General features: G+C 47.1%; 15 protein-coding genes and 1 pseudogene. 6 read left to right on the top strand and 10 right to left on the bottom strand.

The genetic code is table 11. The annotated features are described in order from the left end of the window. Positions 1-32 precede the first annotated feature (32 nt). From ACQ4M5_RS09265 to ACQ4M5_RS09245, 5 genes are all read right to left on the bottom strand, one after another. The gene (locus ACQ4M5_RS09265) at positions 33-1931 is read right to left on the bottom strand and encodes an NAD(P)H-quinone oxidoreductase subunit F (RefSeq protein WP_430675294.1); all 1899 of its coding nucleotides are present in this window, start codon (positions 1929-1931) and stop codon (positions 33-35) included. Positions 1932-2290: 359 nt separating this feature from the next. Then, entirely contained in the window at positions 2291-2743 is a 453-nt protein-coding gene (locus ACQ4M5_RS09260) for a hypothetical protein (RefSeq protein WP_430675293.1), read from the bottom strand. Then, a complete protein-coding gene (locus ACQ4M5_RS09255; protein ID WP_430675292.1) occupies positions 2736-3872 on the bottom strand; it encodes a CO2 hydration protein in 1137 nt (378 codons plus the stop codon). Before ACQ4M5_RS09255 ends, ACQ4M5_RS09260 begins: the two co-directional genes overlap by 8 nt. A 3-nt stretch (positions 3873-3875) precedes the next feature. Then, entirely contained in the window at positions 3876-5396 is a 1521-nt protein-coding gene (locus ACQ4M5_RS09250; protein ID WP_430675291.1) for an NADH-quinone oxidoreductase subunit M, read from the bottom strand. 7 nt (positions 5397-5403) lie between these two features. After that, positions 5404-7239, bottom strand: a complete 1836-nt coding sequence (locus tag ACQ4M5_RS09245; RefSeq protein WP_430675290.1) for an NAD(P)H-quinone oxidoreductase subunit F — start codon at positions 7237-7239, stop codon at positions 5404-5406. A 481-nt stretch (positions 7240-7720) separates the two neighbouring features. Here ACQ4M5_RS09245 and ACQ4M5_RS09240 point away from each other — a divergent pair, with 481 nt between their 5' ends. From ACQ4M5_RS09240 to ACQ4M5_RS09220, 5 genes are all read left to right on the top strand, one after another. Further along, entirely contained in the window at positions 7721-8029 is a 309-nt protein-coding gene (locus ACQ4M5_RS09240; RefSeq protein ID WP_430675289.1) for a carbon dioxide-concentrating mechanism protein CcmK, read from the top strand. Between the two features lie 62 nt (positions 8030-8091). Then, entirely contained in the window at positions 8092-8433 is a 342-nt protein-coding gene (locus tag ACQ4M5_RS09235; protein WP_017290237.1) for a carbon dioxide-concentrating mechanism protein CcmK, read from the top strand. A gap of 6 nt (positions 8434-8439) precedes the next feature. Continuing rightward, positions 8440-8739 carry a EutN/CcmL family microcompartment protein gene (locus tag ACQ4M5_RS09230; protein ID WP_058998145.1) on the top strand — a complete coding sequence of 100 codons (300 nt, stop codon included), beginning with the start codon at positions 8440-8442 and terminating at the stop codon, positions 8737-8739. Positions 8740-8913: 174 nt separating this feature from the next. Next, complete coding sequence (locus tag ACQ4M5_RS09225) at positions 8914-10950, top strand: ribulose bisphosphate carboxylase small subunit (protein ID WP_430675288.1); 2037 nt, start codon at positions 8914-8916, stop codon at positions 10948-10950. Positions 10951-10959: 9 nt separating this feature from the next. Further along, the gene (locus ACQ4M5_RS09220) at positions 10960-11649 is read left to right on the top strand and encodes a hypothetical protein (RefSeq protein WP_430675287.1); all 690 of its coding nucleotides are present in this window, start codon (positions 10960-10962) and stop codon (positions 11647-11649) included. 20 nt (positions 11650-11669) lie between these two features. Here the strand turns inward: ACQ4M5_RS09220 and ACQ4M5_RS09215 are convergent, their stop codons facing one another. The 3 genes and pseudogenes from ACQ4M5_RS09215 to ACQ4M5_RS09205 all read right to left on the bottom strand — a co-directional run. Next, the gene (locus ACQ4M5_RS09215) at positions 11670-12821 is read right to left on the bottom strand and encodes a hypothetical protein (RefSeq protein WP_430675286.1); all 1152 of its coding nucleotides are present in this window, start codon (positions 12819-12821) and stop codon (positions 11670-11672) included. Further along, a complete protein-coding gene (locus ACQ4M5_RS09210; RefSeq protein ID WP_430675285.1) occupies positions 12818-13330 on the bottom strand; it encodes a hypothetical protein in 513 nt (170 codons plus the stop codon). The genes ACQ4M5_RS09215 and ACQ4M5_RS09210 overlap by 4 nt, the downstream gene beginning before the upstream one ends. Positions 13331-13801: 471 nt before the next feature. Next, positions 13802-14368 (bottom strand): annotated as a pseudogene (locus ACQ4M5_RS09205) (Rpn family recombination-promoting nuclease/putative transposase); the annotation flags it as partial. A gap of 143 nt (positions 14369-14511) precedes the next feature. On the opposite strand from ACQ4M5_RS09205, the gene ACQ4M5_RS09200 reads away from it, so the two are divergent. Next, the gene (locus ACQ4M5_RS09200; RefSeq protein ID WP_430675284.1) at positions 14512-14796 is read left to right on the top strand and encodes a hypothetical protein; all 285 of its coding nucleotides are present in this window, start codon (positions 14512-14514) and stop codon (positions 14794-14796) included. Here the strand turns inward: ACQ4M5_RS09200 and ACQ4M5_RS09195 are convergent. Beyond that, a complete protein-coding gene (locus ACQ4M5_RS09195; RefSeq protein WP_430675283.1) occupies positions 14793-14975 on the bottom strand; it encodes a hypothetical protein in 183 nt (60 codons plus the stop codon). The genes ACQ4M5_RS09200 and ACQ4M5_RS09195 overlap by 4 nt on opposite strands. Further along, positions 14968-15210 carry a hypothetical protein gene (locus tag ACQ4M5_RS09190; RefSeq protein ID WP_430675282.1) on the bottom strand — a complete coding sequence of 81 codons (243 nt, stop codon included), beginning with the start codon at positions 15208-15210 and terminating at the stop codon, positions 14968-14970. The genes ACQ4M5_RS09195 and ACQ4M5_RS09190 overlap by 8 nt, the downstream gene beginning before the upstream one ends. Positions 15211-15247: the final 37 nt, after the last annotated feature.

Here is a 15247-nt window from a genome sequence, read left to right as displayed (position 1 = left end):
TGCTTAGGATCTAGAGGGAATTGAAATGGCAATTAACGCTGAACATTCATCACAATCTCAGTCGCATTCTGTGGGAACAGCGAGACGGTGACGTGTGAGAGGAAAGGAAGACTCAGTAAGACACTGATCAATGCGATTCCAAACACGATCGTCAACATATAAAACTGCGATTGTCCTGATGTGCTGTATCGCAAGTTCCGACCACTGAAGATCGTCAATGCTCCAAACAGATTCAGTCCGCCGTCTACCAAATATCTATCAAACCAGGAGGTGATTTGAGAGACGAGTGCAACAATAAATACGATGCTGCTGCGATACAGATTCGGCGTGTAGAAGTCATACGCCAGAAGGTCTTGCAAGCCTTTCCAGGGAAGTACCACAGGTTTCGCAATGTTCTTGCTGGTGTAAACGACTGCACCGAGAGCAATTCCTGTAATCGTTGACCAAATTAGCAACAGAGCGAGATCGGTATTGATTTCAGCCCAGCTTGGGATAAGATTCAAAGCCTGAAGAATCAGCGGCAGATGCAGCGTAAAGCCCATCATAAAGATCATCGGCAATGCCATCCAGTAGTGAATCTCTGGCGATCGCTGCGACATTTGCTTCGCTTCACCAGTGAACAGCAGACAGAAGACTCGTGTGACTCCAAAGGCTGCAAACGCATTCACCAATAGAACAATGCCAACAATCCAGGACTGAGTGCCCCAAACGCCTTCACAGATTTTCAGCAGCGCCCAGAATCCACCAAACGGCGGGAAAGCCACCAGTCCAGCAAGACCAATTAGGAAGCTGAAGCCCGATACCGGACGACGCGACCACAATCCACCCAACATCGTTATATCTTGCGTGATGCTATTCCAAACGATTGCACCACCGCCCATGATGATCAAGGCGGAAGCAAGCGCATGACTCAGAACGAGTAAGAGTGCTGCTTCAGGTTGTTGAGTTCCAATGGCAATGAAGACCAATCCCATGTAAGCAGTGACTAAGTAGGATTGAGTCCGCTTAATGTCAATTTGAGCGATCGCAATTAATGATCCACCGATCGCGCTTACTGCACCGATAAAAACTGTTGCTCCAAGCACCGTAGGAGACAGAGCTAGTACAGGTTCCAACTTGTACATGACCCAAGCTCCAGTCGCGACCACAACCGAGTTTCTTAAAATCGAAGCCGGAACCGGACCTTCCATCGCTTCATCCAGCCACAAGTGCAGCGGGAATTGAGCGCATTTACCCATTGGACCTGCAATTAGCGCCAATCCAACTAAAGTGATCACTTTCGGATCGACTTGAGCCGTTTTTGCCCATTCTGCCAATTCGTTGAAATTCCAAGTTCCTGCTAGGGGTAACAGTGCGACAACGCCCATCAGCAAGAACAAGTCGCCAAGCCGCTTGGTGAGGAACGCATCTCGCGCACCTGTAACAACGAGCGATTGATTGAACCAGATGCCAACTAGCAAATAAGTTGCAAGTGTCAGAATTTCTAGAATGAAGTAGCTGAAGAACAGAGAATTACACAGGACGAGTGCAGTCATTCCCGCTTCAAACAGACCGAGCAGCGAGAAAAATCGCGCCCAACCCCAGTCCATTTCCATGTAGCCGAAAGCGTAGGTTTGTGCCAGAAGATTAATTCCGGCAACGAGAACGATCGCGCCCACGCTGAGAGTGGAAATCTCGATCGGGATTGTCAAATTCAGTCCTGCAACATTTAGCCAAGGAATCAAAATCTCTTGAGGAGGCTGACCCCAGATTGCAGGCAGCGCCAAGGAAGCATGAATAAATGTAACCAAGGACATGATTGCATTCAGATATCCGGAAGGACGAGGACCTGTTCGCCGCGTAATTCCTGGAAACCAGAGTGCGGAAAGGATAGCGCCAATAAGGGCGTAGCAAGGAATTAACCAAATGCTCTGAAGCAAAGGGTGAGCCATCGAAATTCACCTCTAGATAGCAAGCTGAATCGGAATCAGATGAATGAGAATCGTCCAGAAACAGGCAGTGCCCAACTCACCGCCATAGCGCCCTGGGACTGATTTTATAAATTCTTAAACACTCGGTAGTAACTATAATGTTTATCACACTTAAGCATTGAAAGAAACACGACGAGTCCCTCAAATTAAGCGCTGAAACTCAATAGTGATAATATTTATAACCTGTTGACTATGGTAGTGATTATCCGAATCAATAATTATCAATACTAAATTCAACCATTGGAAATTTCTATAGTAATCGCAGAGATTATTCATCGATTGCGCGATTAATTCTACGATCGCATTTCATTGCCTAAAATCTATTTCTCAAGAATCCGAATTTCGTCAGTATTAGTGCGGAGTGTGACGCGATCGCCATATTTCAGCTCAGGAATCAATGGCGCGATCGCTTCGACGATCGACGGATTCTGAAAGTGCCCGATTTTCGTCTCCGGATGCGGATAGTAGACTAACGCATCAAAAGTTTGATTCTGATAAAGGATCTGACAGGGCGTAAACGAGAAATCTTCTGGAGGAAATCCATCAGCCCAGCGAACATTTCTGAACGTATATTGTGGCGAAATCAGTTCAAATTCGTTCGGGCTAATGTTGATGTTTAATGTACCGGGAAAAAAACTTGAAAGATCGAGACCCAACGCTTTAAAGAAAGGAGTTTGCATCTCGATCGTGCCTTTTGGATAGGGGCTGTTTTCTGTATTGCCCGAAGCAACCCCATATCCAGCTTGAATCATTCCGTTAATCTGTTTAAACATCGCTGGCTTGAAAACTAATAAGGCGTGATTCCATTAGTTTATCTAGCCAGTCTTCAAGGTAAACACGATTTTCGGCTTGTTCTTTCGGATTTTGCGTGTCGATCGCATACGGAGCCAGTCCCAAAATCGCCGCAGTCGTGACACAAAACATTGACCTTTGGAAACTGAGACAAATTTTCACTCGCACGTCTGTTTCGCCTCTAGGCAACTGTCGATAATAATCGAGCAGATAATCCGGTAAGTAGTGCATCATATCCTGCATCAATAATGTCGGCGGAATTCCCCCACCCCCAATCGGCAGCGGATCAGCATACAGCGCACCGTAGGAAAATCGCTCTTGTTCTAACGGAATTTGTCGGGCTTGAGCGTTGTAAGAAATCGTTCCCATGAACGGAAAAGACTTGAAGAAAACCGCTTCGACGTAGGGAACGGCTGTGTCCATCAAGAATTTTATTCCAGCGGATTCGGGAATGATCTCGTAAAAACGATCGCCAATTTCGACTGAGTAAGTAATCGGTAACGCGGCATTGTTCACAAGTCCCGCTTTTACATGATTAACGACATCTTGAATCGTCTTGATTTCGCCGTTGTCGTAGCGATCGCTTAATTCAAGAAACATCTCGCTCATCACTGTCCAAAATTGCCCGATCGCACTGTAGTAACAAGACATCCGAACTTGTTCAAGCAAGAAATTCGGAAAAATTTGAGACAGATTTCGGATAAAGAAATTGCCTTTGATCTTTGCTTGAATCGCTTCTTGTGCGCGATCGACAAATTCTTGACTATCAAGATACGGATCGAGTCCGCCGCCGCCATGCCACATCATCGCTCTCATGCAGTATTCAGAGAACTCGTAATTAATCCGATCGTGCCACCAGTGCCTTAGAAGTTTTTTTGCTGTAATCTCGCCATCGAAGTATTTGAAAAACGGAAACAACACTAAAAACTGATTGTTCGCAATGAATTTGAGATTACGAGAATAAGCATCTAAAACAATGCCATAGCTCTTGAGAACGCCAACTACTTCGATCAAGTTTGTAGGCGATTCGGGCAACAGTGCGCCACCCGCTTCAATACGATCAACAATCTCAGCCAGCGGATGTGTAGATTTGGAACGTGCAACAACCATGATTTACTCCAGCGGTAAGACTGAGATAGGTTCAGATTTGATCGGAGCGGGATGAACTGCGATCGTCGAATACTCATGCAACATTGCAGTCGTCGTTGTTTCTGTCCAATGAACTAACCAACTCGGTTGTAGACCCAACAGAACAATCAAAGCTGCCACAACTAAAGACGGAACTCTTTCAGACCAAGACACCGCAGGCAAATTCGCAAACTGATCTGGCAGACGACCAAAGAAAGTCCGATTCACCAGCAGTAGAAAGTAAACGGCTGTCAAACCAGTTCCGATCATGCTGAGTAACGTTTGCACCGGAAAGACAGTAAAGCTTCCCCGGAACACCAAAAATTCTGAGATAAATCCAACCATTCCTGGAATTCCAGCACTTGCCATCACACCCAGAATCATTAAGCTACCTACGATCGGTAAACCTCGCTCTGGTGTTAACAATCCTTGCAGAACAGTAATATCGCGTGTTTTCGTCTTGTCATAAACCACCCCAACAAGAGCAAACAACATTGCAGAAATTAAGCCATGACTAACCATCTGAAACACACAGCCGATTAAACTCAGCGGAGTTGCCGCAGCAGCAGCGAGTAGGATAAATCCCATGTGACCGACTGAACTATAAGCCACCATCTTTTTCATATCGGTTTGAGCGATCGCGGTAAATGCTCCAAACAAGACACTGACCACAGCCCAAATTGCCAAATATGGAGCCATCACTGCCCAAGCTTGAGGAAATAGCTGCAATCCAAACCGCAATAGTCCATAAGTTCCAAGCTTCAACAACACCCCTGCAAGCAAAACCGAGATTGGTGTAGAAGCTTCAACGTGTGCATCCGGTAGCCAAGTATGCAATGGAAACAGAGGAATCTTGATCCCGAATCCAATCAAAATCGCGCCTAGCAGAATAAATTGCGATGTCAAAGGCAACGATTGAGATAACGCTGGATTGTATTCAAATGTAGTCGCACCGCTCAACCAAGTTAGACCCAAAAATGCAATCAGAATCAGAATGCCTGAAACAGCGGTATAGATTAGAAACTTGGTCGAAGCATATCCGCGTCTTGCTCCTCCCCAAATAGCAATTAGCAAATACAGCGGGATGAGTTCTAGCTCATAGAATAAGAAGAACAAAAGCAAGTTATGAGCGAGAAATGCTCCAGCAACCGCAGCATTGATCACAAGCACCAATGAATAGTAAAGACGCGATCGCTGAATGGTTGGCGATGTGGAAAATACTGCAATCAGCGTTAAGAAACTATTTAGAACAATCAGCGGCAGTGATAAACCGTCCAAGCCCAATCGATAGGTAAGACCCAAAGGTTCTAACCAAGGCAAATCTTCTTGAAACTGAAGCCCAGTATTGATTGTGTCAAACCGAGCAGCAACATAAAGCGATACAACCAGCGTAATGCTGAGGGTTACGATCGCGATTTTTCTAACATTCTTATCTGCGATCGATCCCGGCATTAGCCCAACAATCAACGCCCCTAAAATCGGTATCCAAATTAATGCACTTAACATATATCAGTTACCACATCGACCAAGTTAAAACTGCACCTAACAATCCAACCACCAGCAAAATCGTCAGCATATAAGCTTGAGATCGTCCCGATTCACTGTACTTCAAAGTTTCACCGCTGAAGATCGAAGCAATTCCAACGAAGTTCACCACGCCATCGACAATATGTCGATCGAACCAAGAACTAAAATGAGCGATCGCATTAACCACTAAAACAACACTGACGCGATACAAGCGATCGATGTAAAAGTCATACGCCAGAAAATCCTGTAAGAACCGCAACGGAGCTTGAATCGGACGAATCCAGGCATAGTTCAATGTGATCGCGAATCCCAAAGCTGTCCCTGTAATTCCAGACATCATCAACAGTCCGACTGCCGACCAATTCACGAACTCCCAGCTTGGAAGCAAATGCAGCGAATTAAGAATCAGCGGCACAGTCAAAGTGAAAACACTCAGCGAAACCATCGGAACTGCCATCGCCCAAGGCACTTCTGGAGCGCGTCGAGTTTTTGGCTGCACTTCGCCCATGAACACTAAGCGATACACTCTAGTCAAGCTCAAAGCGGTGAGCGCATTCACCAGAAGAATGACAACAACTAACCAAGGTTCGTCGTTCCAAAAGTCATCAATTCCACGCTGAAACGCCCAAAATCCACCCAGCGGAAACAGCCCCACTAATCCCGCACATCCTGTTAAAAATGCGGTTGTTGTTGCTGGCATTTTTGACCACAGACCTCCCATTTCGGTGATGTCCTGGCAACTTGTAGTCATAATGATCGATCCGGTACTCATAAAGAGGAGTGCTTTCGCGATCGCATGAGCAAACAGCAAGATGAATGCAAAATCTGTCCAGCCAATTCCAACGGAGATAAAAACCAATCCTAGATACGCACTGGTGGAATGAGAAAGGGCGCGTTTGATATCAATCTGAGCGAGAGAAACTAGGGAAGCTCCGATCGCGGTCATCGTTCCCAGCGTTACCAAAGCAGTCGAAGCCACTGGCGATAAAGTCACGATCGGTTGAAGCTTGATCAAGACATACGCTCCACAACCCACAACGACAGAATTTCTCAGAATCGATGCAGGATTCGGACCTTCCATCGCTTCATCTAGCCAGAGATGCAGAGGAAATTGAGCACATTTCCCGATCGGTCCCGAAATCAACGCCAATCCAAGCAATGCCGAAACAACCGGAGATAATTCAGCCTTTTCCGCCCAATCATACAAACCTGGAAAATCCAAACTTCCAGAAAATGCCGATAACGCCACAACCCCCATCAGCAGCAACACATCCCCAACCCGCTTGGTCAGAAACGCATCTCGCGCAGCCGTTACGACTAGCGGTTGAGCATACCAAAATCCGACGAGTAAATAGGTCGAGAGCGTTAGCATTTCCAACAGTGCATACGTGAGAAACAGCGAATCACTAATCGCCAACCCACTCATCGCACCCTCGAAAAATCCCATCAATCCAAAAAATCGCGCTAGTGCCCAATCTTTTTCCATGTATCCCAGCGCAAACACTTGAGCTATCAAACTCAAACCCGTCACCAGTAACACTGCACCGACACTAATCGGAGAAACTTCTAGCGAAAACGTCAGATCCAAATCTGCCGCCTTCAACCAGTGAAAAGCGAAATGTTGCGGTTCCTGTCCCCAAACAGCATGAAACAGTGCGAGTCCATGAACAAATGCCAGCACCGTTGTCAAGATATTCAGATAAGCCGCAGGGCGAGGACCCGTCTTCCGAATCAATCCGATCGACCAAGGCAACGTCAGCACCGCACCTAAGATTCCATAGGAAGGAATCCACCAGCTTGTTTCGACAAGAAACTGCTCCATAGCTCATCACCTAGAATGGTTGATAAAAATGCTCCCCGAAGCCAATCCGCTCGAACTTGGGGGAGCTTCACATAATTTTCTGAAGTTGAGAAACTAGCTTTTCAAATCCTCAAAATTCAGCTTAGCGCCTCAACCTTGGAAAAGTAAAATGCGATCGATAGACAAATCCAATCATTGAGATTCGCTCTCGTTTATATAGATTTTTAATTATTTATTAATCTTTCAAATTTTGGATTGAAATCGATCTATGGTTAGAAGTTGTCAAACTCTTTGTAGCCGCTTGTGAATCTAGAGATTAGCCCAGCTTATGTCATGAATTTGCAACTATCATAGAACTTTATATTGTCAAGTGACAGGCGCAACTCTATTCTTAAGAAGTAGCACAGTGGAAAACTCGACAAAGCTAAGAATGATGGGCGATCCCCGTCCCTGTTTTAGTTTACGATGATTGAACAGTTCCACTTAGTCATGGAGAGACGAAATGCCGATCGCTGTGGGAATGATTGAGACGCGGGGATTTCCGGCTGTGGTTGAAGCCGCAGACGCGATGGTGAAAGCCGCTCGTGTCACCCTGGTTGGCTATGAAAAGATTGGTAGCGGTCGTGTGACTGTTATCGTTCGGGGCGATGTGTCCGAGGTACAAGCTTCGATCGCGGCTGGACTTGAAAATGTCAAGCGCGTGAACGGAGGCGAAACCGTATCAAGTCACATTATTGCGCGTCCGCATGAGAACCTAGAATATGTTCTACCGATTCGATACACCGAAGCGGTTGAACAATTCCGAGGTTAGAGTGCGCGACTGGTTGGGTTTGAATTGACATTCGTTTTTTTTGATTGGAAGGGAGAATTACAATGGCTATTGCAGTTGGCATGATCGAGACGTTAGGGTTTCCCGCAGTTGTGGAAGCCGCAGACGCAATGGTCAAAGCTGCTCGTGTGACCTTGGTGGGCTACGAGAAAATCGGTAGCGGTCGCGTGACCGTGATCGTGCGCGGCGACGTTTCAGAAGTGCAAGCTTCGGTCGCGGCTGGAATTGAAAATGTGAAGCGCGTCAACGGTGGACAAGTGTTGTCTACTCACATTATTGCGCGTCCGCACGAAAACCTTGAATACGTGCTGCCGATTCGTTACACCGAGGCAGTTGAGCCGTTCCGTGAAAGCGTGAGCGGTATTCGTCCGCTGAACCGTCCATAATCCCCGATGCAGATTGCAAAAGTTCGGGGAACCGTTGTTAGTACTCAAAAAGAACCCAGTCTAAGAGGCGTGAAATTCCTCTTGGTGCAGGTTTTAGATGAAGAAGGGCAGCCCCTCCCAGTGTATGAGGTGGCTGCTGACAACGTGGGCGCAGGGGTCGATGAGTGGGTATTAGTGAGTCGCGGCAGTGCAGCTAGGCAGGTTCCCGGTAGTGAGAATCGCCCGGTTGATGCTGCTGTGATTGCCATTATTGATACGGTGAGCGTGGATAATCGCCCGCTGTACAACAAAGGAACTCAGTATTAGGAGTTGGTCGAGTTGAAGTTCGGTTGGAAAGTGGGGAGTAGGGAGTGGGGAGTAGCTCAAACGTTTTACTCCCCACTCCCCACCCCCTACCCATTCGCTTCAAACACAACACTAGACTTCATCTCCCTGCATAGTTGATTAGCTTGCTTGTGCGGTTTTGTTAGGAGAAAGATTATGGCAGTCCGTAGCGATGCGGCTCCGCCTGCTCTGCGATCGCGGAATCTTGCCGAGCCGAAAATCGATCAATCGGCGAATGTGCATTCGTTTTCTAATCTGATTGGCGATGTGCGAATCGGAGCGAATGTGAAAATTTCGCCAGGGACTTCGATTCGGGCAGATGAAGGCACTTCGTTTTATTTGGGAGCGCGATCGAGCGTTCAAGACGGAGCACTGATTCATGGTTTGGAGCAAGGGCGGGTCGTTGGGGACGACGGAAATTCCTATTCGGTCTGGATTGGAAAAAATACATCCATCACCCACATGGCGCTGATTCACGGACCTGCCTATGTGGGTGACGATTGCTTTATTGGTTTTCGATCGACGGTGTTTAACGCTCGAATCGGAAACGGGTGCATTGTGATGATGCACAGTCTGGTACAAGATGTGGAAGTGCCGCCTGGGAAGTATGTGCCGTCAGGCGCAGTGATTACAACTCAGCAGCAAGCCGATCGATTACCGGAAGTCACTGAGCGCGATCGTGCTTTTGCTTCCTATATTGTCGGCACTGCATCGAAATCAAGTTCTCAGACGGTTAGTTCTCAAAGTGCGGCGGTTCCAAGTCGGAATGTCGCCAAGTCCACGACAGATGTTAAAGCTGGCAATAGCGCTACAGAAAATGGGTCAATTATGAACGGCGAAGTTATTAACCACGTTCGGCAATTACTAGCGCAAGGCTACCGAATCGGAATGGAACACGCGGATAAGCGACAGTTTCAGACCAGTTCTTGGAAGAGTTGTGCTCCCATTCAAGCGACAGGCGAGTCGGCTGTGTTGGCAGAATTACAATCCTGTCTTGCAGAACACAGCGGCGAGTATGTTCGCTTGATTGGGATTGATACGAAAAATAAGAAGCGGGTGCTGGAAGCAATTATTCAGCGTCCCGGTGATCAGCCTGCAACTGTTTCAGGTGGTTCGAGCTATTCGGCTCCGTCGTATAGTGCTTCGAGCTACAGTTCCGCTTCGAGTTACAGTCCGTCCTCGAATGGTAATGGTCACAGTAGCAGCGGACTCGATCCGGCTCTGGTGGCACAAATCCGCCAAATCTTATCAAAAGGTGGTCGGATTGGAACCGAACACGCAGACAAGCGACAATTCCAGACCAGTTCTTGGAAGAGTTGCGCTCCGATCCAGACTACGAATGAATCGGCTGTGGTGACTGAACTACAACGGTGTTTGCAAGAACACAGCGGCGAGTATGTTCGCTTGATCGGGATTGACACTCAGAACAAGCGGCGGATGCTTGAAACGATTATTCAGCGTCCCGATGGCAAACCTGTCGCACAGCCAACTTCGCACGTTGCACCTCAAGCTCCAGTTCATCATCAGAGTGGTGGCGGTTCAGCTTCAGGGGATGCAGCCGAGCAAATCCAGCAACTGATGGCACAAGGAGCCGTAATCGGGTTGGAATTTGCTGATGAGCGTCGGTTTAAGTATGGTTCTTGGAACAGTGCGCCTCCGATTCAGGCGAGTTCTGCTTCTCAAGCGATCGCGGCTCTGAATTCGTTCCTCGCTGAACATCAGAATCATTATGTCCGCTTAGTTGGCGTTGATCCGAGACAGAAAAAGCGGATTGCAGAAAGTGTGATCCATCGTCCGGGCAAAGCGGCGAGTTCTAACGGTAATGGTTACAGTAGCTCTGCTGCTTCTGAACCTCCGATGTATAACGAGCCTGCGAGCTATCAATCTGCACCTCCGATGTACACGCCTTCCAGCAATGGGAACGGTCGGCTAAGTTCGGACACAGTAGAGCAGATTCGTCAGCTTGTGCGTCAAGGCTACAAGATTGGGGTAGAGTTCGCGGATCAGCGACGCTACAAAACCAGTTCTTGGCAGACTGCAACTTCGATTCAAACGACCCGCGATGCAGAAGCAATCTTAGAGGTTGAAGCTGCGATCGCAAACTATGCAGGTCTCTATGTCCGCTTAATCGGAATTGATCCGAAAGCAAAGCGGCGTGTGGCTGAAATGGTGATTCAACAACCCGCTAAGTAGTTTACTCTGATGCAATCGCCGCCTCTACAGTTAATGCCCGTGAGTACGACTCACTACTATGTGAGTGGGGATGTCACGGTTCACCCAGGGGCAGCGATCGCACCAGGCGTTTTGCTGCAAGCTGATCCGGGAAGTCGGATTGTGATTCATCAAAGTGTTTGTGTTGGGCTTGGGTCAGTGATTCAAGCGCACGAAGGCACGATCGAGATCGGAGAAGGGGTGATCATCGGGGCTGGGGTGTTGTTGGTTGGAGCTTTAACCGTTGGCGATCGCGCTTGTGTGGGATCGGGAACAACGGTAATGAATCGAGCGATCGAAAGAATATCGATCGTGCCTCCGGGGTCGTTGTTGTGTGAGGAAATGCGATCGGCTGCGGTAGAAGAGCCGACGGAAGAAGTTTACGAGCCTGGTTTTTGTCCGCCACGACCAGAGCAAAAGATTGAAGAGCTTGAGGATGTTTGGCAAGATCCAGCGCCACAGAATGGAGCGATCGCACAAACAAACGGATCGAAGCCTGAGCCAGTTCAAGTGAATGGATCAAAGCCAACTGAAGAGATGCAAGAGTCGGATGAGATTGAGTCTCCCGGTTCACAGAATGGCGAGGTGTATGGGCAGGCTTATGTAAATCGATTGTTGGGTAAGATGTTTCCGAATCAGCGATCGCTCAACAACAACAGTGATTCGCCTCAATCAGTATAGATATATTTGGCGCTCTGCATTCAATCTTCCTCAAGCTGCAAGTCGCGTAAAGAGTATCTTTTATCGACTGGTCTATCGATTCTTTCAACTACCTCTGCAACAACTTTCCGATTCACCATAGGTCCGACTACATCATCAATCTCTTCTTTCGCGTCATAGATCTTTCTGTTTTCGCCATCAACAGTTATTTCAATCCAGTCATTATCCAATTGCAAACCGCGCAAAGTTCCTCGCAGTCTAAGCACTTTAACTTCAGAAAGTTGCTGAGATGCAGGCTCTGATTTCTTCAAAGCCTGTTTAATAATCTCACGAGTATCAGGGAGAAGAAGTACAGGGCGTGGCTCTACGTCACTGCTTGATTTTATTTCTATTTGGCTGAAAGACTTGCCTGACGTGGGTGGCGCAAGTTCACGAGTCAACTTCAGGAATGCCTCTCGATACTCCTCTCTAGGCACAACCTCAATTAACTCACCTTCTGGATCTTGTGTAGTTGCTCTAACAATTTGAAGGAACTTTTTAGTCACTTGCTCAACACGTAGACCAAGATCAGGCAATCCAGGTATTGTTAGCTGCTCTTGCGGCTTACGTACTCGTACAGCAAATTGATAACTTCCCGGAGGAGCTTGTAGAAGCCAAGGATCACACTGGCTTTTGACATCCTGAGTAGGACCACCACGTGTACGCAGTGGTAAATCCAGTAGCAGCTCCGTCGTTCGATAGAAAATACTTCTGATTTGTTCCACTTTACGCAGAACAAGCTCTAAAGGGGCTGCACCATACAGGATTTGTCCCCCGCTCACGGAAACTAATACTTCACCCTCAATGAACTGAACGCCTGACTGTATTCGCGATTCTTCATATCGAATAACCTGCAAAAGCTCCTCTAGCTCATCTACAGCGAAGGGCGGCAAAAGTTCAGTAGCCAACCACTTATGAGCGAGTCGCTTTGCCTGTAAGAAATCACGAGCTTTAAAGTATAGCGATGCAGCACTCGTGGCTGTTATACCAATCGTTCGTGTTTTACCTAGATCGATGTCTTCTAGCGCATTTAATTCTGCTTTGGCAGCAAGACGATAGAACTTAGCAGCACGCTCAAAGTCTTGCTGTCTACAGAACTCTTCTGCTTGACTTGCATACCCTTCACTCAGAGTATGATGCGCTAACCAACTCATGATGCCTCATCGACTGTCTGCAATAATATTAACTGTACTCGAAATCCAACAACGGCTGCCAAAGCTGGTAGATTGCTTTTACCTTGCTTTGCCTGCTCAAGCTTCATACGAAGTCGCCTCTGTACTTCTGACTTATCTGAATGAGTTCCTGAAACCTCCAAGCGAAAGCAATTTTCTAAGTCCTCCCAGTCTTGATTTGCTGGAACAATGTAATAATCAGCACCTGTGCGTGTTTCTGCACGTCTTATAGCAAACATACCCCTCAAAAGTTCAGTAGCTGCAATCGCAAAAGCGTATGCTCCATCCCTTGTGGCATCATCCGCATTTGCCCAAGCAGCTCTGGTTCTATCGTCTGCTACAACCCATTCAACCTTTGCTATGGTTTCAGCCGCGTTATCTTTGAGCGTGAATTCTTTTGGAGAAATATGATGTCGATCAAGACATACCCTTGCAGCTTCAAGATAACTTCCAGCGACTGAAGTAGTGAGAGCTTGGTGACGCTCCGACAAAGATTGTAGGGGCAATATAAGGTGGATTGTTTGCGGTCAAAATTCCCTCACGTAAGCAGACGTTAAATGATTACATCAATTTACTAGGTAATGGAAAAAGTATTCAACTAAATTTGATGAAGCAAAGAAATTGTTTTTCAAAAGCTTGCAATATTTGAACTCTTTAGTCAGCGTGGTTTACGGCGAAAGCGTCTTAATTTGAAGTGAAGGAGTGGCTTCTGGCTTGATATCTGAGTGTGCTAGTTGTGGATTTAATAAGCGCTCTGCTCAATGAGATAAGCGTTCCCTACTGCATTGATCGCGTTCTTGGGTCGATCGAGAAATGCGATCGCATTAGTTCTGCGTTGATTCGTTTAGCTGTTGTTGGAGTTGTTGGACTTCTTCGATCGACAATTTTGTTATACGGGCAATTACTTCGATCGATAAGCCTTCTCGTAGCGAACTAAGCGCGATCTCTCGATCCCTTGCTTCTTATGCCTCTCTTTGAATCGCCTGATAAACAGAGGATTCCTGCATGATGTCTCTCCTTAGTACACGATAGATAATCTCACTCTCCAATCGTAACGCAGCAAGAATCGCTGAGGCTGCTGATAGATTTGCTTGACTTGTACGATCGGGAATCTGATCGATCGCCCGCGCTGCCTGTCGCAACGTTGCCTCTGGATTATTGGTCTGACCCAAAACCGCAAAGGGAATTAGACCAGGGTATTGCAAAAACAAATCATCAGGCTGCTCCCATAACCGCACAACATCAAACTCATGATAAGTGCGCTCTAGGGTAAAGTCAGTTTTGTAAACCAGTTCGGATGTGGTCTGCTTCAAATAGATCACAACTTGGCGCATCGTTTTTGTCTTATCTCGCCTGTACCCCCGTCCGCGATAATCAAACATCCGAAACGGAATATCTGGGTCAGGACGAGTTTGAAATTCTAGATGCAAAATCGTTTGATCCGACTCTAGTAGAATCAGAGCATCGGCTCGAATTGGATCAAGTGAAAGCTCCGACGGTTGAATTTCGGTTAGGATGATAGGCTCTCCAAGAAGCCAACTGGCGAAGTCGGCGGAGAAGTGTTCGGCAAGAAAGCGGCAAGTGTCGTCACAACATAAGAACGATTGTACGACTTGTCTTCATTAATTAATCTTTTTAGACATGCGACCGCAACCTATTCCGGTTTACTCTGATGCAATCGCCGCCTCTACAGTTAATGCCCGTGAGTACAACTCACTGCTATGTAAGTGGGGATGTCACGGTTCACCCAGGGGCAGCGATCGCACCAGGCGTTTTGCTGCAAGCTGATCCGGGAAGTCGGATTGTGATTCATCAAAGCGTGTGTGTCGGGCTTGGGTCGGTGATTCAAGCGCATGAAGGCACGATCGAGGTCGGAGAAGGGGTGATCATCGGGGCTGGGGTGTTGTTAGCAGGAAGTCTAAGATTTCAAAGAACGTGCTGTAGATATTCTGGTTAACGTCTTTTCCAAACTGGAAAGCCAATCCCAGAGATTTGATCTCCCAAAATTTCTCCAGATTGCAATTGATCGAGTACAGGCTGAAGATCCCAGCGAACTTGGCGATATTTCTTGGCAAGATCCTTTAGTTCTCGTTGAAACTCGGAAGTAGGACGAATCTCAACGGGCAAATCAGTCAACGTCGATGCCCTCCCAGAGTTGAGAAAGCGGTATAGTTTGTCCGGTCATGGCTTGCTGCCAAGATTTGCGAAAGCTGTCTGCTGAGAAACCCGTGTGATCTTCTACCTCAGAAGATTGGTTTTCTCGTGCATGAGTTTCTTGAATGACGATCGATAACGTCTTGAGTAGTTCAAGCTGTTCCTCGAAAGGTAGAGATTGAGCTAAATCGATCGCTTGTTGCAGTTGCGAAGACATAGCGGAGATTCACTTAAGATATTTTCAATTATGTCTT

Source organism: Leptolyngbya sp. AN10 (genome assembly GCF_050565645.1).
Classification (GTDB): domain Bacteria; phylum Cyanobacteriota; class Cyanobacteriia; order Leptolyngbyales; family Leptolyngbyaceae; genus Leptolyngbya.
The sequence above is the reverse complement of the archived record's forward strand: the minus strand, read 5'-3'. Positions and strand labels throughout refer to the sequence as shown.